Here is a 19,627-nt window from a genome sequence, read left to right as displayed (position 1 = left end):
AAGAGCTGTTTTTGATCATGACTAAGAGTGCCAGACACTGTCCATTGTTTTATACCTTTGTATTGTCTTATTGACAATAGAAAGCCGTGAAGAGGATATTTTGTTTTAATGGTCTCACAAAAAGGTTGTGAGATGATCAAGCATAGTCTATAGTACTAGAATAAGAGAACTGTCCATAGGGGGATACAACAAATGAAAAAACCAGTTATCGGCATCACCGGTGCCTACGTGAACCATAATTTCTTTATGGAAGGGGTATACGTGCACCATGACTACCATAAAGCAGTGGCTGCCAATGGCGGTGTGCCTATTATTCTTCCTTTTATTACTCCCGAGCTGGCTTTAGAAACGCTCTCTTTATGTGATGGGATTATTCTGAGCGGAGGAGAGGATGTCGATCCCCAATTTTTCCAAGAGGATCCTCATCCCCATCTAGGGCAGGTGATCCTGGAACGGGACCTGGTGGAGATTGCCATCGCAAAGTACGCCATTGAACACAATATTCCTCTTCTTGCCATTTGCAGAGGTATCCAAATTTTAAATGTGGCACTAGGAGGATCGCTTATTCAAGATATTCCTAGTCAAGTGGAAGACTGCATTCAGCATACCCAGAAGGTGAAGCGCAGTCAGGATACCCACTGGGTAACCATTTCAAAAGATAGCCTATTATTTAAACTGTTCGGCTCAGAGCGCATAAGAGTGAATAGCATCCACCATCAGGCCATCGGTCGTGTGGCTGAGGATCTAAGAGTGGTTGCCCAGTCGTCTGATGGCATTGTGGAGGCGGTGGAATCTATTCACCCCAATGCCTTTACCGTTGGCGTCCAATGGCATCCTGAATCCATGGCAATTCATAACACCACTATGAATAAGTTGTTTGAAGAATTCATCAAAAGCAGTCGGGAGAGGACCGTTACTGGTGGTCTTTAATAAAAAGGAAGTAATTGTAGAGTACATCAAATTGAATAGTTATTAAGAGTGGCCGAGATCTGCTCTAGTACGCCACAGCCACCTGCACGTGCAAGGTGCTCCTGCCAGCAAAGCAATCTATCGGCAAAAACCCCTTTTGTAACCGTGGCAAAAAGGGGTTTTTATTTTTTCAAAAGGAGTGGTGGAAGAGGATTGCTTCAGGGATTATAAGAGGTTATACGTCAAAAATATTTATTTCAGCTTGAGGCCAATACCATCGAAAGGCAGCTGCAGGAGTGGGATCCGAATTATCAGGTATACCTAATGAAGTTCACTTGAATTCTTCTAGTTTTCTCAGATGCAAAGACTGTTAGGGCTTTAACCCCAGTATGTATTTTGATAGTGGAAAAACATAGAACTTTTCGGTATCTATTTGTCTATTAAATCTGTAAAATAAAGGTAGCATCAGAATACGAACTAGCGGAAGGAAGTGCTCGCCTTGGATCAAACGTACGTAGGTCATACTTTGTTTCAATCAGTACCGTTTGAAAAAGAGATGTTAACCAGTCGATTAGTGATGGCCCCCATGACAAGAATGTTTTCGCCAGGAGGAATTCCTGGGGAAAATGTGGCTCACTATTACCGCAAACGTGCAGAGAATGGGATAGGGCTCATCATCACAGAAGGGACAGCGATTAACCACCCGGCAGCCGTACAAAGCCCCGATATTCCACGTTTCTATGGCGAGGATGCCCTAAATGGCTGGGCGCATGTTGTTCATGAAGTCCATGAAGCAGGTGGCAAAATCATTCCACAATTATGGCATGTAGGGGCAGCAAGAAAAGCAGGCAGCGAACCCAATGTGGAGGCACCGCCTGTGAGTCCGTCTGGATTCACTTTAAAAGGCAAAAGCAATGAGAAAATAAAGGCATTAACGAAACAGGAAGTCCTGGATATGATTGATCGGTACGCGGAAGCAGCCGCAAACGCAAAGCGCATCGGCTTTGATGGAATAGAGCTGCATGGGGCCCATGGCTATTTAATTGATCAATTTTTTTGGGAACGAACGAACAAGCGCAATGATGAGTATGGCGGGAATATAGGGGAGCGAACCCAATTTGCCGCAGATATCGTCCGTGCTTGCCGGAAGGAAGTGGGCCCAGACTTTCCGATTGTGCTTCGTTTTTCACAATGGAAAGGAACCGATTATGAAGCGAAATTAGCCAATAACTCGAATGAGCTGGAACAATTGCTTAGTCCGTTGGTTGAAGCAGGTGTCGATATATTCCACTGCTCTACCAGAAGAATCTGGGAACCTGAATTTAAAGATGAAGATCTATCCTTAAATTTGGCCGGCTGGACGAAACGGATAACGAAAAAGCCAACGATTGCGGTCGGCTCTGTCGGTATTAACCGTGCATACTTGAGTAATCAAGATAATGCTGACAGGACCATTGTAGACAAATTAGCCATGATTGATGAAAAAATCGAAGCAGGTGATTATGACTATGTCGCAGTCGGCCGTGCACTGCTGGCTGATCCTGAATGGGCAATCAAACTTAAGAATGGACAGCTTGACCGAGTGACGCATTATACGAAGGAATCTGAGAACTATCTAATCTGATGAGTACTTAAAGCTGTCCAAGAACTGCCACTAGCCGGGGCAGATATTGGGAAATTCAACTTAAAATATAAAGATAGGGAAGCCAAACATACAAGAAACTTGTCTATGTTTGGCTTCCTATTTTATTCCTCTTATTCAAATTCATTTTTCCGCTTTTTGAAAAAGTCGTAGAAAAATCTTACATTTTCAAGTTCAGTCCATTTATTGGTTCTCAAAAGGGGAGCGTCAAGGTTATAAATCTTGGCATCTAGTGTTCCCAGCATAAAGGGAGAATGTGTCGCGATAATAAACTGACAGTCAAAAAATCTTGCAAGCTTATTGATTTCTTCCGCCAACTGAATTTGGTTGGTAGGGGAAAGGGAGGTTTCAGGTTCATCGAGCAGGTAGAATCCATCTGGAGCCAGATATTCTTCGAATAGCTGCATCGATGTCTCTCCGTTAGAATACTTCTCAATTGCGAACTTCATGTTTTCGATTTGCTTGTACATTTGTGAAGAATGTTTCAACTCTTCCAACTGCTCCTTCGTATACCCTAATTTAGCGTGTTGGTAAAGGTACCCTTCCTTTAGAACGGCCTCCTGCTGAATCTTCTTGATTTCATATAAAATATCCTCGCTTTTGATGTACAAGCTATTAGGCGGGACTCGATCGGATTCCCCGTCACTTTCCTTTTCACCTAGTCTATATGAACAATTTGCTATGTAATCTATTGGGTATTGGTTATAGCCATTATTAGTAAGTCCTTCAGCCCCTGTGATATTCAGCTTGTTGGCGATTAAATTCAGCAGCGTGGACTTGCCGGACCCATTGTTCCCATACAAAACGGTAATGTTCGTAAAGACAAACACTTCTCCTGCCATTTTTCTAAACACATTATATGGATAGGCATTTGGATTTCTGACTGTATGAGGGGATAGTTTAAAGCTTTTTAAATAGATCATATGGGGAACCCTTCCTTTTGGAAAAATAATTATCGATACTATTGACATTCTACCACGTTTATATTGGCTGGACTTAAAAGTGTTCATTTACACTGATGGAAAAGGATAGACTTCAATAACATTAGTTCAATATTGATCTCTCTGTGTTTGAAAAATAAACGGAGGAATTCCGCTTATGTTGGGAAAAAACCATATTTCCTTTAAAATAAAGGAAGTAATTCCGCTTATATGTTATAAATCAATGGATTTTGGCTGATTTCGAGCCGTTAACAGGAATTCCTCCGCCTATTTCCACCCTTAAGCCTCAATGAAATAAAATAACCGGAAATTCTCCGCTTATGGTTTTCGTACCTACAGAGTCATATTTTTCGGCTATGGTTGATCAAGAAGGAAAACCCTTGGTAGATAAGAATTTTAAAAAATAGTCGAGAATGAGTTAAAGTGCCCATTTGGTAAAGGCTTATTCCAGAATCGGGCACGATAGTGGAAGTCCATTAGACTGATGGATCTTTTTGAAAAGGGCTATTTAAAGGGTACAAAGATTGAAGAGGAGCTTTTTGAAAAAAAAGGTCCCGACAATGAAATCGTCGTTTTATGATTTCTTTTATTTTTTATACCGGAGAGCGACTCCGGTATTTTTTTGTTTGAATTTCCTAATATTTTGCTAAACTCCAGCAGTGCATTAACTGGTGGATGCCTTCCTCCAGTTTTTCTAATGGGATGCCGCCAAACCCTAACAGAAAGGTTGGATACTTATAATCTATTGGCTTTAACAGGTAATCCGTTACAGGATAAATGGCGATCGAGCTTTCTGCTGCGATTCTTTTTAACGTATCTTCCCTTATCGGCAGGGGAAGGGATATTAAAATGTGCATCCCGGCCTGGTCCCCAGTGATGATGACTTCAGGATAATGCGTTTTAAATATGTGGGTTAGTTTATCAAGTTTTTTACGATAAATTTTCCGCATACGGTTTAAGTGCTTTGAAAAATAGCCGTCCCTCATGAAGCTGGCTACGATATGCTGGTCGAATCTCGGGACAGTCGCTGAATAATAACTGAATGTTTCCTTATATTTTTTCAGCAATGTGGGGGGCAAAACAAAATAAGCCACTCGTAATGACGGCATTAATGACTTGGAAAACGTACTCAGATAAATGACCTTATTGTTTTGGTCCATCCCTTGCAAGGCGGGAATGGGTTTTCCTGTGTAACGGAATTCACTGTCATAATCGTCTTCAATGATGTAGCGATTCTCCGCTTTTGCTGCCCAATGCAATAGCTGTGTTCTTCTTGTTGCGGAAAGGACCGCACCGGTTGGAAATTGATGGGAAGGTGTAACGTAAACCACATTCGCATTTGTTTTTTCAAGTTCATCCACTATCAATCCATCTTCATCAACCGGAATCGGGATCGCTTTATTTTGCAGTTGATTTCTTGGGATGGCCGAATAGCCGGGATTCTCGAGGGAAAATTTTGAATCATTTTCTAGCAGCCTTAAAATCATCGGAAGTAGTTGTTCCGTTCCAGATCCAATCACAATTTGCTCCGGTTGACACACAATCCCCCGTGATTGATAAAGGTATTTTGCTATTTCAGTCCGTAACGTGTATTCCCCTTGCGGTTCTCCATTCTGTAATAAGTTCTTTGATGGATGATCATATAGATCTTTTGCATATTTTCTCCACTGTGAAAAAGGAAAGGAATCCGTGTCGATTTTTCCTGGGTGAAAGTCAAATCGGAACGTTTTTTCCTCGGCGTCCTCTATAGGCCACTCTGCTTGTTTGGTTTCGATATAGGGTAATTCATCTATATCCTCTACAAAAAAACCAATCCGTGGTTTGGATACAATGAAACCTTCTGCCATCAGCTGGGCATAGGCAACTTCAATGGTTGTTTGGCTGATATTTAAAAATTCGGCCAAATTTTTTTTGGAGGGCAGTTTCGTCCCAACTTCAATTTGTTTGCTCATAATGGCCGTTTTGATACCATTATAAAGCTGTTCATACAAGGGTGTTGTGGTGTCTTTATTCAATTCAAACATAAGCATATCCATACGGGCCCTCTCCTCTCTGACCACGTTATTTTTTCAAAAAGTGACACTTTTTATATTGTCAGATTTCATTATACTAGTAATCATTAAGAAAGAGGAGATTCTTTTTTATTAATTGAACGCTAACAGGGGGATTTACATGTTATCGACAGAACATAACAAAACGAGAAAGCTGGTACTCAATGCTCTTCTTATTACTTTAACGTTTCTGGCCACCATGTTTATCAACATCAGGCTGCCGCTGATGGGAAACGGGGGCCTCATCCATTTGGGCAATGTGCCGCTTTTGATTGCCGCGTTTATTTTTGGGAAAAAATCAGGTGCGATTGCGGGTGCCTTTGGAATGGCTCTGTTTGATATTGTTTCGGGATGGACATTATGGGCGCCGTTTACGTTTGTGATCGTGGGGGCAATGGGTTATGTAGCAGGCCTTATTGCTGAAAAGATGCCTGGAAAAAAGACATTGGTTCATTCGCTGGCAGTTGCTGCTGCTTTGATTATTAAAGTGGTTGGCTACTATTTTACAGAAGTCATCCTTTATGGCAACTGGATTCAGCCGTTCGGTTCCATCCCGGGTAACATCATGCAGGTCGTCATCGCCGGTATTATTGTTGTGCCGCTTGTAAATGGGTTTAAGCAAAGGGTTGGTCAACAGAAAAGGCTGGACAAAACCCAGCTCTAAGATGAAAAAGCCGTTGAAATTTTATGACGCATAAAATTTCAACGGCTTTCATTATTTTTCGTTAAAATATTGAACACTTTTGAATGGATAAATAAACAATAGGATAACCATTGACAGCCGTCTCTTTGGCAAAGTGAACTCTGCTTGTACCTATGTCCATTTTATTATGCTAGTGCATGACGACAATGGAAAGAAGGGTATATATCAATGATGTAACAAAAGGAAGATTAGGCGTAAAGTGAGATTTTTGATAGGCATTCCTTAGGCCTGTAGATACTCGAATAGTGTGATCAGGAGGCCGGGATGCAGCCCCATCCGTTGAGACGAAAAACCAGGTGATGATCGTGGCGATTAATCCGACAATAAAGGAAAAATCAAGGAATTCCGAATGGAAGTAAAGGGAAAATCCAAAACTTACACTTATTAATATCAATAAGGTGACAGCGATGGTTAGTATTTTTTTCAGCATCATCCATTCCCCCTTTCCATGTTCTATCTTTCTGATTAACACTTTATGATTAGTATTTAGACTTCATCCTCACGCTCGGTGACGACTGTTTCATGGCCGCATCGATCACAAGTAAACCAAGTCGCAATATATCCCCATCCATCGGGCTCCCGTTTTGTTTTTTCATACACGTGACCTTTTAATTTACAGATGATTTTCTCTGAAAATCCCATCATCAAAACCTCCTTCAATTAAAAGATATTTTTTATTATCTTATGCCTGAAGGCTTGTCACCGTTGGTTAAGCTTTCACTACAATCCTTACAAGACTTCCGTACTTTTGTTAAGGAATTTCCATTATTTTACAAAAGTATTGCAAATGATGACTAAATATTTCTTCAGAAGAAGAAGGGTTAACCTCAGCTGTAGAATAGCTAGTAATATCCTTTGAACATTCCATTCTCGCAGCAAGAAATCAAATATCATGTTTTAAAAACACAACGGACAATGGTTGGAAAAACCATTGTTTTTTTACAAATAGCTTACTAAAAAGATATTGACAAAAACTTAGTGTTGGTGATATAATAAAAAATTTTCCCTCGTTAATTTTTTGTGGTATAATATAGAAGTGTTAAATTTTTGGAGGTGGTTAGTTGTTTCACGTTGGTGATTACATCGTTTATCCCATGCAGGGAGCAGGGGTTATTGAAGCAATCGAAGTAAGGGAAATTCAAGGGGAGAAACAGCAGTATTATATAATCAATATGCCAATCAATAAAATGCAAGTAATGATCCCTATTGCAAAAGTACACAAATCAGGAATCCGCTTAGCTACTGATTTGAGTAATCTTGAAAACGTAATGGACATTTTTTATCATGGTGTAACAGATACCACTCTTTCGATGAAAGAAAGATACAAGATTAATACAGCAAAACTTAGAACAGGTAATTTTCAAGAAGGCGCTGAAGTGGTACGGGATCTAATGCGAATAAACAAAAATAAATCACTCAATTCAAGCGAAAAGCAGATGCTGGAGAGCGCACGAAAAATTTTTATTAGTGAACTTGGTGTCATTAGAGGTATTACTGATAATCAAGCACTAGATTTATTAAACAACAAGATCGGTTAAGTTCTTCATTTCCAATTTTAACTATCAAGTATTCAAAAACTACCAAACATCCTCGTTATATCTGACATCATTAGAATGTGATATTCTACATTGTTCCATTTTTAATTCTTAACATTTCCATTTAAAAGCCTTTTTCTAACTGGGCTAAGTCATACAACCATTTTATGAAGTGGGGTGTCTCCGAGACAACCCTTTTGTTTTAGCCGGGATTAACTTATGTTGATATTTTTCTTATATTAAAATGGTTCTTATACATTTCTTTGAAAGGAGGGTGAATAAATGTACGAGGCAAAAGGTTTTCAAAGTACAGACTTTACAGAGCTTATTCGGTTAGTTCATGATTTTCTTGGCTCAATAGAGGAAGGAAAGCTTATAGATGTCAAATACAATACGGTTCCTCTTGCTGTAAGCTCACATATGGAATATGGGGTATATCCAGATACAAAATACACTGCCATGATTATATTTAAGAAATAGCTGGAAAAGAAATAGGCAGAATCTGTACCTGGAACTGCCGGAATATCCTAGTTTCCTAGTAGTTGTTCCACGAAATAAATAAGGGTTAGTTGACATAAGAAATAATCCACCCTTGAGTTTTGGCTAACCGGGGTGGACTATCCTTGACATATAGGCGATCCCCTTGGAGGGAACCTTATGTACATCATCTTACAAATGGGTTTTTTGGAGAGAGAAACGTATTGTTAGTACAGCTAAAATTTTAATGAAATTACCTTGTTTAAGTATGAAATTTATGATTTTGTTAGGCAACCATCTTTATGAATGATTGCCCGTAAATTAAAAACAACTATTCCCATCGATTTGTTGTTTTGAATAGAAATTGTTTTACTAAAATAGTACGCAGACTTTCTGATAGAGCATCAACAGATAATACTTTTTCAAGTTTCTCTTTATTATATTTGTCAAAAAATTTCACATCATTAACTAATGATACAGAAACTTGTTGAGGATGTTCTTCAAGAAGCACTAAGTCATCGTTTGATGTTACCATTCCCTCCTTCAATACCCGTAAAAGGAACCCTGTATAGCCAGTATCTCTCATTCGAATCACCAAATTAGGCACTTCGTATTTTGCAGCAAGTTTATAACAAGGATTTCGGGGTTCGGAGACCTGAATTATTGCTTCACCAAAAGTATAAATATTTCCAATATGGGCATTATCTTCTTTTAATCCATTAACTGTTAGATTTTCACCGAACAAAGCTGTATTACTAAAGTTATTTAAAATATCACTCCAATAGGAATAGTAATCATAAGGATATAAACATACAGCTTTATCCTCGCCACCGTGATGTTCATATGCTTGCTCATCACTAATAAATCCTGTTTTACTTAAAAAAATGGGTTCTTTGACAGATTTCTTTCTGATAGCTGATTCGAATGTTCTGTTGCCATAGGTTAGTGTTTCGATTTTCCCGACATTTAATGATTTTACTTGATATTTTTGATTTTTCATTTTAAAACCTCCGTATATAATAATATTCCAATCGTATATTCAGCATATCATCAGATGTTTAAGGCGAAATTATTGGAGTTTATTTCAACTCCAAATTATCTATTGCATATTTTTCTGCCTCTTTTGCATTTTGATTTAAGATTGAATTAAATAACTGTACGTGAATATTAGTATTATCATTATAATTATTGGTTTTGAGAATAAGTCCACTCAAAATAGTTTGTAGTTTAGGAGTAATAGTTTGGTACAATTCATATAAGACATCGTTTTTACTTGCTTTAGCGATAGACAGATGAAACTGAATATCTGAATCAATATATTCCGAATAATTCCCTAATTGAAGTGCTTGGTTTCTTTTATCCAAGTATTCTTTCATTTTAAGTAAATCTTCGTTTGAACGTCTTTGGACTGCTAATTTTACGACTTCTAAATCCAGCATTCGCCTTACTTCATATATATCCTCAATTGTTGCTTCATTCAGTCTCTGTTCAAAATTACTTGAAGAAAGATGAAGTGAACGAATATAAGTGCCATCTCCCTGCCTTACTTCAAGAACACCAGCATAGACTAATATTTTAATCACTTCACGCAGTGTTGAACGACCAATACCTAATACCTCCATTAATTGGGGTTCTGTTGGAATTTTATCATCAACTTTATATTTCCCTGAAAGTAAATAACTTTTTAATTGCTCTAAAACCTCATCAACAAGTTTTCGATGTTGAACTTTTGATAAAGATCGTTTATTTTCTAAATTCATCTGCTCATCTCCTGTTTATATTTTAACTGAGAGGAAAATAATTGTAAAACACTCCTTGTGTTAATCTCAAGTAAAAAAATATCCATCATTTACCTGAAACAGGCCGTTAAAGTTTTTCTATTTTATAAGTAAGACTTATCATAACTTATAACTAATTTAAAATTCCCTTATCAAAAAAGAAGGTATAACATTGAAGGCAGGAATTTTAGGAAAACACGGGACAAATTTTACGGATCAAAAATAACAAAAGGGTGATGTATGGTGGGCATTGATTTTCATAATAAGAAAAATCGAAATACCTATTCTTCTAGAAGCGCTGATTTTTCATGGATAAACGCGATAAAAGAACTGCTGCCTATCGAGAATATTTCCATTGCTGCTGATATAGGCTGTGGCGGTGGAATTTACACCAAAGCACTATCTGATATGGGAATTCTTTCTGTTACCGGTGTTGATTTTTCAGAGGCTATTCTTGATGGGGCAAGAGAAAATGGCAAGGAATACACGAATATCATGTTCAAGCAGGGGAATGCTTACTGTTCAGGATTAACTAGCAGCAGATATGATTTATTGTTAGAAAGGGCGCTAATTCACCATCTTGATGATTTACATCAATGCTTTAAGGAAGCGAATCGAATATTAAAAGACAAAGGATATTTAATTGTTCAAGATCGGACACCGGAAGATTGTTTAGTAAAAGGAAGCGAAAGTCATATTCGAGGTTATTTTTTTGAACAATTTCCTGAATTAATTGAAAAGGAGACAAGGCGCAGGCATAGCAGCCAAGTTGTGGTGGAGGCGCTAAAGGAAGCGGGGTTTAGAGATATTCAAGAAGTTACCTTATGGGAAACAAGAAAAGTATATGAAACAAAAGAGCAATTACAAACGGATTTACTTGAGAGAACGGGCAGAAGCATTTTGCACGAATTAACCGATAAAGAATTGCTGGAACTTGTACGAGTAATCGGTCACTCGATTTCAGCTAATTCGACAATAGTTGAAAAAGATAGATGGACAATTTGGAAGGCGGTAAAATAGGGAAGCCTCTATAAAATCAATTCTTGAGTTAACATAGCTCTGGTGGATTATTTCCCCGTAATAGCCGATTCCTTATAGAGACCAGTAAATTGCTGGATCAGACATGTGGCTGCATGTCTGGTCTTTTTTAATTTAATCATGATCTCACTTATTATATACGATTGAAATTACTACAAAACTAAAAAGTGAAACAAAATCATTAATCAACCGTATGACAAATTAGGAGGTGGGATCCTTGGAAGATCGAATTGAGTTCGTCAAAACGATTTTAAAGAAGCTAAGAGATACCGTAAGTAAAGAAAGATTAAAGCAGCTTGATTTGGATAAATGTGAACGGGCAGTAGAAAAGCTAAGTATCTTTTCAGAAAGCTGCGAAGAATGTCAGTACTATTTGCTTGAATTAGAGGAGTATTTCATTCAACTCGAAGCGAACCAGGATGAGACTGATTTTAAACAACATAAACAATTTATCTATGGGATCACTTCTCACCTCCAGAAAAATCATAAGCTGCTGCCAGAGGGATATTATCTATCCATTTTCATGTCTTTGGGAATGAGCATAGGTGTTGTGTTTGGACTAACTATTTTTGAAAATATTGGTATAGGAATAGCTATTGGAATGTGTACAGGTTTAGCCATTGGGGCAGGTTTGGATGCAGATGCAAATAAAAAAGGGAAGACGATATAGTCCTGGGAAACGGCTTCAATGAATAGGTGGATGGAATTAGCCAAATTAATAGAAACGGGGAAAAATGCCTAAGTATAATCTAGTTAGCTTTTTGCGTATAAACAGAACTGAGCAGCAAGAAGAAATATAAAGGAAACTCGTAAACGAATCAGAAAAAATCAACTTAGTTCGAATTTACAAGTCAATTTGATTATTTTCCCTTTTAATTTGGACAGAACTTTGCCGCTTCAGACATCAATGGGGCGGCATTTTCATGATTGAAAGCGATCTGACTTCCCTCTAATCCTGTACAAAAAAGTTAATTCTTGAAAAAAATTTATACCTAATTAATGGTTAATATATATCAATTTTTTGTTGACTTAAAAATATATCACATGTTATATTGTTGTTAAATTAATCTGACAATTCTAAAAAGAGTGATAAATACCTAAATTTAGCTTGGTTAATATAGGTTAATTTATTGGTTGCAATTGTTTTAAATTATTCGTGTTTTCTAGAATATGTAAAGGTGGTGAGTGAAAGAAAAAGAAGTCCATTAATCTAAAAACCTATTTTTTACCAATAAAATGAAAACGCTTTATATTCTAACTCTTAAAGGTTTCACGGGTTGTGAGTCCTGTTCATCATTGAAAAGTCCGCAAAAACTACCTCAGGAGATCCCTTTACCAGCTCTTACCCAAAGTTTATATTCTGCAATACCAACCAAGTATTTGTCTTATTTGATAGCAATTTATTTAAAGAAAAGAGAAAGCGTTTACCTTTTGTGTAATGTAACGCACTTTTTCCTCACAATACCAAAGAATGATTTATCTCAAAACTGAGTTTTTCGTAATACTAAGGAAAGTGATTTTCAACTTGCTGATTTTGTGATTCGGTTTTGGAGTAGGAGGTTATAAAATGTCGGAAACCTTGGTAAAAACCCGGTTTGGGGTCGTCGAAGGGATACGAGAGGGAGAGGTTTATAGTTGGAGAGGGATACCCTATGCGGCACCACCCATTCACTCACTTCGGTTTCGTCCGCCGCAAGAGCTGGAAATCTGGGCCGGGGTGAGGGACGCGAAAGAGTTTGCTCCGGCAGCAGTTCAATCCGAGAGTCCGGCTATGAGGTTTTTGGGTGACGCACCAGTGAATAAACATGAGGATTGTTTATATCTCAATATTTGGTCCCCTGGTGCAGATGATAAACGGCGGCCTGTAATGGTATGGATCCATGGCGGTTCTTTTATGTATGGCTCTGGTTCAAGCCATATGTATGATGGGAAATCCTTTGCCCAGCGGGGCGATGTGGTGGTCGTCACGCTCAATTATCGACTCGGCGTTTTTGGCTTTCTCCATTTAACGGATGTAGCGGGTGAAGCCTATCGAGGTTCAGGAAATTGCGGACTCCTCGATCAAATGGCTGCCTTATTATGGGTCAAGGAAAATATCGAAGCGTTTGGCGGCGATCCGGAAAACATCACAATTTTTGGTGAATCAGCTGGAGCTGTCAGCGTCGGTAATTTATTATCGATGCCAATGGCAAAAGGGCTTTTTCATAAAGCGATCCTGCAAAGCGGGACGGCTAGATGTAAGGTAACGAGAGAAAAAGCAAACGAAATGACAGAGCAGCTGCTCGCTGAACTTCAGGTGGACCCCGAAGACTTGTCAACATTAGAAAAAATTCCGGCAGAAACAATATTAAAGGCCATAAAGATTTTTCCACGAACAGCATTCGGTCCTGTTGGAGATGGTATCATACTCTCCGGCCAGCCAGAAAAAGTACTAGAAGAAGGTAATGCATGTGATATCCCTGTATTAGTCGGTACGAATAAGGATGAATCACTGCTTTTTACACATTTCGATCCGATGTGGGCACACATAGATCAAAGTAAACTCAAGCCTATTTTTGAACTTTCATTTGCACCTTTTTGGCAGAATGTTTCCAAATATGTCATCCAGGAGAATGAGTTAGATCAAACACTCTATGAAGAGGCAATGACTCACTACGTCTTTACATATCCCGCCATTTCATTTAGTGAGAGCCAAGCAAAGCACGGTGCGCCAGTGTGGATGTACCGCTTTGACTATGAAAGTCCGGTATTTGCTGGAGCTTTAAAGGCTTTTCATGCACTTGAGATTCCATTCGTTTGGAACACCCTGGATTATCCAGAGACGGAAAAGATGACAGGAAATGATCCTCATCGTTGCCAGTTAGCCGAACAGATGCACCATGCATGGATTGCCTTCGCGCGTCATGGGGATCCGAATACACCAGAATTACCTGAGTGGCCGAAATATGAATTAGAAAACAGGGCGACCATGGTTTTTAATACGAAAACTGAGGTGGTCCATGACCTTGATCGTCAAAACCGTCTGAATTGGGAACAAGTTTTACAGAATAGATAGTAAAAATGGGGGAAATACAATGTCAAAACGAAAGAAAAGTTTTCTAACGATAGTTATGCTATTAGTTGCTTTGACGATGGTAATGGCTGGATGTAGTTCGAATTCAAGTACTAAAGAAAAACCAAGTACGAAACCGGACAGTGAAGCATCAGGGGAACCCAAGCAAGGCGGTGAATTAACGGTTGCCTATGCTGTAGATATTACTAACTTTGACCCAATTAAGGGGACGACAGGTAATGACCATGCGCTATTATGGCCGGTTTATGAACCACTGGTAAAATTCACCCCAGATATGAAACCAGAACCTGGTTTAGCGGAGTCTTGGGAATATCCAGACGACAAGACGCTGGTTCTTCATCTTAAAAAAGATGTAAAGTTCCATGATGGGACGCCATTTAATGGTGAGGCCGTGAAATTTAACATTGACCGCGTGAATTCAAAGGATTCACAAATTAGTGATTTAAAGAGTATTGAAAGTGTTGAAGTGGTGGACGATTCAACAGTGAAACTTCATTTGTCAAAGCCAGATTCATCTATCTTGCTAGCGTTATCTGATCGCGGCGGAATGATGGTTTCTCCAACTGCGGTTGAACAGTATGGAGCAGATTATTCTCAGCATCCGGTTGGTGCCGGGCCGTTTAAAGTGAAAAGTCATGTTCCAAATGGCGAGATTGTGTATGAAGCCAATAAAGATTACTGGGATAAGGGCAAACCGTACCTTGATAAAATAACGGTCAAAGTGATTCCTGATGCTAATTCGCAAATCAATGCCTTGAAGTCTGGCCAGGTTGATTTTGTTCCGGGGGTAGCAGTACAAAACGCTGCTTCATTAGAGAAAAATGCTGATATTGTCTTAAACAGCGAAAATACTTTAGGGCATTTTATGCTGTATCTTAAAGCGAGTGTCGAACCGTTTGATAACAAAGCGGTAAGGTTAGCTGTCTTATACGGAATTGATCGAGAGGAATTGATTAAAGCGATTAACTTTGGCCAAGGGGAAGTAGCCGATCAGCCATTCCCTAAAGGATATTGGGCACATGACGATAGCATTAGCCTCAAATATGACCCTGAAAAATCAAAGCAGCTGTTGAAGGATGCTGGTCTTAAGGATGTTTCTTTCACACTAGTAACCTATCCAATTGAATATTGGTCAAGGTTAGCGAATGCAATTAAAGGGCAGCTGGAAAAGGTAGGCATAACCGTCAACATCGAAACATTAGAAGCCAACGCAGCTGTCCAGAAGTTTATGACGGATAACAACACAGATGCTCTGACAGGAAGCTGGTCAGGGCGTCCGGATCCACAAATGACGATTAATAGCCTTTACTCAAAAGATAGCTTCTATAATCCTGGGAAAATTTCAACACCAGAATTGGAAGGCCTAATTTCTGAGGCGGCCTCCACCTATGAGCAGGAAAAACGTGCCGAGCTTTATGGGAAAATAAGCAATGAGGCGATTATTCAACAAGGAATAGCCATTCCACTATTCACCACGCCGGCCACTCATGCTATGAACAAGAAGGTCAAAGGCTTTGAGCCTAACTTGTTAGGAAAGCCAATCTTCTCAACGCTTTGGGTTGAAAAATGATTCGAACGGTGAAGTGGGATTTTAAGTCCTGCTTCACTCTCTTTTAAAAGGAGGTCTAATGATGTTTTTGAAATTCCTGCTTCGACGCCTGCTTTATGTCATCCCGATGCTATTTATTACAACTCTTATCGTCTTTTCTTTAATTTTACTCATTCCCGGTGATCCTGTCTTGGCCATGCTTGGCGATAGCGCTACACATGAAAAAATAGCTGAATTGCGCCAGCAATTAGGTCTTGACCAGCCATTGATGCTTCAATATTTTCATTGGTTAAATAATGCGGTTCATGGGGATTTAGGAAGGTCCATCTTTACCGGACAGCAGGTTGATGAAGCCTTGATGCAGACACTTTCTGTTACGATGCAGCTTGTGTTGGTGGGGATGTTTTTTTCCATTACAGGCGGGATGTTTTTTGCGGTTACTTCTATTTATTACCCAAATAGCTGGATGGATTATGTGGCACGCTTTTTCGGAACGTTAGGTACAGCAATTCCCAACTTTTTAGTAGCCATGATACTGATTATCTTTTTTAGTTTAAAACTGAATTGGCTTCCAGCGACTGGGTTTACCAGCATAGCAGATGGGCCGGTCCCCTTTATAAAAGGCATCCTGCTGCCAGGTTTTTCATTGAGTTTAGCAGGGATTGCCGTTATTACCCGGCATTTGCGCTCCTCACTTATGGAAACGATGGATGCCGACTATGTTCGAACCGCCTATTCCAAAGGGGCAAGCCGCTATCAGGCGATTTTTAAACACAGTCTTCAAAATGCGCTATTGCCAGTTGTAACAACCATTGGCCTTTTATTTGGAACCGCCTTAGGAGCAACGGTTGTAGTTGAAAATATTTTTGCGATTCCCGGCATGGGCCAGCTGGTGGTAAATGCAATTGAACAGCGTGATTTTACGATGGTGCAGGGAGTTGTCCTCGTTATGATTGTCATGGTCATTATCATTAACTTTATTACAGACCTTGTGTATGCCTTATTGGATCCACGAATCGAATATTAGGAGAGGAGCTTAAGTTATGAGTTTTAAAACCATCTTCAAACGATTAATGGCAGAAAGACTTGCGTTCATCAGTTTTATCTTTCTCTCCATTCTCGTCATCATTGCCCTGCTGGCTCCTTATATTGCACCATTTGATCCTTTTAAGCAAGATTTATCAGCAGTCATGTCTCCCCCAAGTTCCAAGCACTGGCTGGGTACAGATGGGTTGGGATCGGATATATTCAGCCAGCTGCTAAATGGTACGCAGACAGCGATTAAAGCTTCCTTGTTTGCGATTATGATTCCACTGTTTGTCGGGGTTCCTTTAGGGATTTTGAGCGGTTATTTTGGCGGGATCATTGATGATATTTTTATGCGAATTGTAGATGGCATCATTGCCATTCCTGCCATCATTCTTGCCTTAGGCATTACAAGTGCTTTAGGGGTCAACCTCTGGAATGCGATGATGGCGATTGGGATAATCTTTACGCCGCAGTTTGCTCGGCTTGCCAGAGGTCAAACGCTGCAAATACGTTCAGAACCGTATGTCGAGGCCGCAAAAATTTCAGGTGCCGGATCCGTGTGGATTATGGTGAGGCATATTATTCCCAATATTTCTCCACCTATCGTTGTGCAAGCATCCTTTAATCTCAGTATTGCGATTCTGATAGAAACCACTCTTAGCTTTCTTGGATTGGGTGCCCAGCCTCCTGATGTCAGCTGGGGGAATTTGATCCAGCAGGGTTATAGTATGATTGATTTGAATCCATGGATGATGGTGTATCCTGGGATTGCCATTTTACTGACCATCCTGGCTGGGAATTTTCTCGGTGATGGTTTAAGGGTAGCGCTTGATCCAAAACAAAAATATTCTTAAAAAAGGGGGGAGACCAGTTGAAAATAGAAACTCCTTTACTAGAAGTCAATCATTTAAAAGCTTATATCCCTTCAGCAAAAGGAGAGATTAAGCCTGTCAATGATATTACCTTTTCCATTAAGAAGGGTGAGATTGTTGCCTTAGTTGGTGAATCGGGAAGCGGGAAAAGTGTTTCTTCTCTTTCGATAATGGGGTTGAATGCGAATGCCATCAAATACCGTCCGGAAAGCTCAATCATGTTTGAAGGCCAAGATTTATTGAAATTAAAAGAAAAGGAGCTAAGAAAAATACGTGGAAATGACATTGCGATGATTTTCCAGGATCCGATGTCTTCGCTTAACCCGGTCCATCCGATTGGCCGGCAAATTGCAGAATCGATCGTTCTACATAAAAAAGTAAGCTATAAGGAAGCGAAAAAAACAGCCCTGAATTTATTGAATAAAGTTGGGATTCCTGATGCCCAAAGGCGTCTCAATGATTACCCCCATCAATTATCTGGCGGGATGAGGCAAAGAGCGATGATTGCCATTGCCCTTGCCTGCAATCCGAAACTACTGATTGCGGATGAACCGACCACTGCCCTTGACGTTACGATTCAGTCACAAATCTTAAATCTGTTACGAGATTTACAGAAGGAATTCGGGATATCCATCCTGTTAATTACGCATGACCTTGGTGTTGTGGCCGAAACGGCTGACCGCGTTCTTGTTATGTATTGCGGAAAAATTGTCGAGGAAGGAACGGTGGAAGAAATTTTTGAAAATCCGCAGCATCCATATACGAAGGGGCTAATGGATAGTATTCCAGCATTATACGGACCCTCAAAGGACCTATTGGATGCCATTCCAGGGATTGTGCCGAATCCCCTGGAGCTGCCAAATGGCTGTCATTTCGTGACCCGCTGCGCCTTTGCGACGGAAAAATGCCACCAAGTCTCTCCTGTATTGAAGGAACACGCTTCAGGGACTCGTGTTTCTTGTTGGAATCCACTGACCAAGGAAGGGGTTGAGGCAAAATGACAGAGAATCAGCCGCTCGTGTCACTGAAAGGCATCAAAAAACACTTTCCAGTAGGAAGCGGGCTTTTTGGCAAGAAAAATCAATTTGTCAAAGCGGTGGACGGTGTTGATCTCGATATTTATCCCGGTGAAACGCTGGGGTTGGTTGGAGAGTCTGGCTGCGGGAAATCAACAATCGGGAGAATGGTTGTCGGGCTTACCAATCCGACAGCTGGGGAAATCTTTTTTGAAGGAAAAAAACTATCTGACTATAAAAATAAAAAAGATTTGGGCAAAAATCTGCAAATGATTTTCCAAGATTCCTATTCTTCACTGGATCCGAGAATGACAATTGCTGATATTATTTCAGAGCCTCTTATTCTTCATAAAGTGGGAACAAAACAGGAACGAAGAAAACGGGTGGATGAACTGCTTGAAAGAGTGGGGCTGGCCTCCTATCATGGCAGCAGATATCCGATTGAATTTTCAGGGGGACAAAGACAAAGAATCGGGATTGCTCGTGCCCTTGCCTTACAGCCAAAATTGATTGTCTGCGATGAGCCTGTTTCGGCGTTAGACGTTTCCATTCAAGCGCAAATCTTGAATCTATTAAAAGAAATTCAAAAAGATATGGGGCTGTCCTACCTTTTTATCGCCCACGGGATTCAAGCCGTCAAGCATATCAGTGATAAAATTGCCGTCATGTATTTAGGGAAAATGGCCGAATTCGCTGCGAAAGAGGAACTGTTTGAAGACCCGCAGCATCCTTATACAAAGGCCTTATTGTCTGCCGTACCTCTGCCTGATCCAAAGCTTCGGGACCGCGAGCGGATAATTTTAAAAGGCGACTTGCCCAGTCCGGCCAATCCGCCAACAGGCTGTCGTTTCCATACACGCTGTCCTGCTGCTATGGATAAATGTAAGAGCATAAACCCCGAGCTAATCCAAACCTCAAAGGATAGGCTGACAGCTTGTCTACTTTATGAAGAGGAAATAACAGCGGAAAATAAGATGATTATGTGAGCATGTATGATGGAAGTGTGGTATGGCA

The 19,627-nt window shown here is 39.9% G+C and carries 19 protein-coding genes; 13 read left to right on the top strand and 6 right to left on the bottom strand.

All coding sequences use genetic code 11. The annotated features are described in order from the left end of the window. Positions 1–192 precede the first annotated feature (192 nt). Both NFS43_RS08525 and NFS43_RS08520 read left to right on the top strand, forming a co-directional pair. A complete protein-coding gene (locus NFS43_RS08525; protein ID WP_251551228.1) occupies positions 193–930 on the top strand; it encodes a gamma-glutamyl-gamma-aminobutyrate hydrolase family protein in 738 nt (245 codons plus the stop codon). A gap of 478 nt (positions 931–1,408) precedes the next feature. Further along, a complete protein-coding gene (locus NFS43_RS08520) occupies positions 1,409–2,533 on the top strand; it encodes an NADH:flavin oxidoreductase (RefSeq protein ID WP_277613916.1) in 1,125 nt (374 codons plus the stop codon). Between the two features lie 131 nt (positions 2,534–2,664). On the opposite strand, the gene NFS43_RS08515 is transcribed toward NFS43_RS08520, so the two are convergent. Next, entirely contained in the window at positions 2,665–3,474 is an 810-nt protein-coding gene (locus tag NFS43_RS08515) for an AAA family ATPase (RefSeq protein ID WP_251551227.1), read from the bottom strand. Positions 3,475–4,127: 653 nt separating this feature from the next. Further along, entirely contained in the window at positions 4,128–5,528 is a 1,401-nt protein-coding gene (pdxR, locus tag NFS43_RS08510; protein ID WP_251551226.1) for a MocR-like pyridoxine biosynthesis transcription factor PdxR, read from the bottom strand. Between the two features lie 136 nt (positions 5,529–5,664). Between pdxR and NFS43_RS08505 the strand changes: the two genes are divergently transcribed. Beyond that, positions 5,665–6,207, top strand: a complete 543-nt coding sequence (locus NFS43_RS08505) for an ECF transporter S component (protein ID WP_251551225.1) — start codon at positions 5,665–5,667, stop codon at positions 6,205–6,207. A gap of 169 nt (positions 6,208–6,376) precedes the next feature. Here the strand turns inward: NFS43_RS08505 and NFS43_RS08500 are convergent, their stop codons facing one another. Further along, positions 6,377–6,676 carry a hypothetical protein gene (locus NFS43_RS08500; RefSeq protein ID WP_251551224.1) on the bottom strand — a complete coding sequence of 100 codons (300 nt, stop codon included), beginning with the start codon at positions 6,674–6,676 and terminating at the stop codon, positions 6,377–6,379. A 56-nt stretch (positions 6,677–6,732) separates the two neighbouring features. Further along, positions 6,733–6,888 carry a hypothetical protein gene (locus NFS43_RS08495; protein WP_251551223.1) on the bottom strand — a complete coding sequence of 52 codons (156 nt, stop codon included), beginning with the start codon at positions 6,886–6,888 and terminating at the stop codon, positions 6,733–6,735. Positions 6,889–7,307: 419 nt separating this feature from the next. Between NFS43_RS08495 and NFS43_RS08490 the strand changes: the two genes are divergently transcribed. Continuing rightward, positions 7,308–7,784 carry a CarD family transcriptional regulator gene (locus NFS43_RS08490; RefSeq protein WP_420910308.1) on the top strand — a complete coding sequence of 159 codons (477 nt, stop codon included), beginning with the start codon at positions 7,308–7,310 and terminating at the stop codon, positions 7,782–7,784. 279 nt (positions 7,785–8,063) lie between these two features. After that, the gene (locus NFS43_RS08485; RefSeq protein ID WP_251551222.1) at positions 8,064–8,261 is read left to right on the top strand and encodes a sporulation protein Cse60; all 198 of its coding nucleotides are present in this window, start codon (positions 8,064–8,066) and stop codon (positions 8,259–8,261) included. A 328-nt stretch (positions 8,262–8,589) separates the two neighbouring features. On the opposite strand, the gene NFS43_RS08480 is transcribed toward NFS43_RS08485, so the two are convergent. Continuing rightward, positions 8,590–9,258, bottom strand: coding sequence for an MOSC domain-containing protein (locus NFS43_RS08480; protein WP_251551221.1), 669 nt, complete (start codon positions 9,256–9,258; stop codon positions 8,590–8,592). Between the two features lie 79 nt (positions 9,259–9,337). After that, positions 9,338–10,018 (bottom strand): FadR/GntR family transcriptional regulator, encoded by a 681-nt coding sequence (locus NFS43_RS08475; protein ID WP_251551220.1) that lies wholly within the window; start codon positions 10,016–10,018, stop codon positions 9,338–9,340. 261 nt (positions 10,019–10,279) lie between these two features. Between NFS43_RS08475 and NFS43_RS08470 the strand changes: the two genes are divergently transcribed. The 8 genes from NFS43_RS08470 to NFS43_RS08435 all read left to right on the top strand — a co-directional run bounded on the left by NFS43_RS08470 (position 10,280) and on the right by NFS43_RS08435 (position 19,599). After that, a complete protein-coding gene (locus NFS43_RS08470; RefSeq protein ID WP_251551219.1) occupies positions 10,280–11,056 on the top strand; it encodes a class I SAM-dependent methyltransferase in 777 nt (258 codons plus the stop codon). Positions 11,057–11,291: 235 nt separating this feature from the next. Continuing rightward, entirely contained in the window at positions 11,292–11,744 is a 453-nt protein-coding gene (locus NFS43_RS08465) for a glycine zipper domain-containing protein (RefSeq protein ID WP_251551218.1), read from the top strand. A gap of 897 nt (positions 11,745–12,641) precedes the next feature. Beyond that, complete coding sequence (locus tag NFS43_RS08460; RefSeq protein WP_251551217.1) at positions 12,642–14,129, top strand: carboxylesterase/lipase family protein; 1,488 nt, start codon at positions 12,642–12,644, stop codon at positions 14,127–14,129. Between the two features lie 19 nt (positions 14,130–14,148). Then, a complete protein-coding gene (locus NFS43_RS08455; RefSeq protein WP_251551216.1) occupies positions 14,149–15,717 on the top strand; it encodes an ABC transporter substrate-binding protein in 1,569 nt (522 codons plus the stop codon). A 61-nt stretch (positions 15,718–15,778) separates the two neighbouring features. Next, entirely contained in the window at positions 15,779–16,723 is a 945-nt protein-coding gene (locus tag NFS43_RS08450) for an ABC transporter permease (RefSeq protein ID WP_251551215.1), read from the top strand. Between the two features lie 16 nt (positions 16,724–16,739). After that, complete coding sequence (locus NFS43_RS08445) at positions 16,740–17,579, top strand: ABC transporter permease (protein WP_251551214.1); 840 nt, start codon at positions 16,740–16,742, stop codon at positions 17,577–17,579. A gap of 17 nt (positions 17,580–17,596) precedes the next feature. Then, the gene (locus NFS43_RS08440) at positions 17,597–18,598 is read left to right on the top strand and encodes an ABC transporter ATP-binding protein (protein WP_251551213.1); all 1,002 of its coding nucleotides are present in this window, start codon (positions 17,597–17,599) and stop codon (positions 18,596–18,598) included. After that, on the top strand, positions 18,595–19,599 hold the full coding sequence (locus NFS43_RS08435) for an ABC transporter ATP-binding protein (protein WP_251551212.1): 1,005 nt from the start codon (positions 18,595–18,597) through the stop codon (positions 19,597–19,599). The genes NFS43_RS08440 and NFS43_RS08435 overlap by 4 nt, the downstream gene beginning before the upstream one ends. Positions 19,600–19,627 lie beyond the last annotated feature (28 nt).

Origin of the sequence: Neobacillus muris, assembly GCF_943193175.1 — a bacterium.
GTDB lineage: Bacteria > Bacillota > Bacilli > Bacillales > Cytobacillaceae > Neobacillus > Neobacillus muris.
This window is presented reverse-complemented; position numbering and strand designations above follow the sequence as displayed.

Bases quoted from the DNA above. Each gene is read 5' to 3' on its own strand.
- NFS43_RS08525 (WP_251551228.1), top strand. From the start codon at position 193: ATGAAAAAACCAGTTATCGGCATCACCGGTGCCTACGTGAACCATAAT.
- NFS43_RS08515 (WP_251551227.1), bottom strand. From the start codon at position 3,474: ATGATCTATTTAAAAAGCTTTAAACTATCCCCTCATACAGTCAGAAAT.
- pdxR (WP_251551226.1), bottom strand. From the start codon at position 5,528: ATGGATATGCTTATGTTTGAATTGAATAAAGACACCACAACACCCTTG.
- NFS43_RS08505 (WP_251551225.1), top strand. From the start codon at position 5,665: ATGTTATCGACAGAACATAACAAAACGAGAAAGCTGGTACTCAATGCT.
- NFS43_RS08500 (WP_251551224.1), bottom strand. From the start codon at position 6,676: ATGCTGAAAAAAATACTAACCATCGCTGTCACCTTATTGATATTAATA.
- NFS43_RS08495 (WP_251551223.1), bottom strand. From the start codon at position 6,888: ATGGGATTTTCAGAGAAAATCATCTGTAAATTAAAAGGTCACGTGTAT.
- NFS43_RS08485 (WP_251551222.1), top strand. From the start codon at position 8,064: ATGTACGAGGCAAAAGGTTTTCAAAGTACAGACTTTACAGAGCTTATT.
- NFS43_RS08480 (WP_251551221.1), bottom strand. From the start codon at position 9,258: ATGAAAAATCAAAAATATCAAGTAAAATCATTAAATGTCGGGAAAATC.
- NFS43_RS08475 (WP_251551220.1), bottom strand. From the start codon at position 10,018: ATGAATTTAGAAAATAAACGATCTTTATCAAAAGTTCAACATCGAAAA.
- NFS43_RS08460 (WP_251551217.1), top strand. From the start codon at position 12,642: ATGTCGGAAACCTTGGTAAAAACCCGGTTTGGGGTCGTCGAAGGGATA.
- NFS43_RS08455 (WP_251551216.1), top strand. From the start codon at position 14,149: ATGTCAAAACGAAAGAAAAGTTTTCTAACGATAGTTATGCTATTAGTT.
- NFS43_RS08450 (WP_251551215.1), top strand. From the start codon at position 15,779: ATGTTTTTGAAATTCCTGCTTCGACGCCTGCTTTATGTCATCCCGATG.
- NFS43_RS08445 (WP_251551214.1), top strand. From the start codon at position 16,740: ATGAGTTTTAAAACCATCTTCAAACGATTAATGGCAGAAAGACTTGCG.
- NFS43_RS08435 (WP_251551212.1), top strand. From the start codon at position 18,595: ATGACAGAGAATCAGCCGCTCGTGTCACTGAAAGGCATCAAAAAACAC.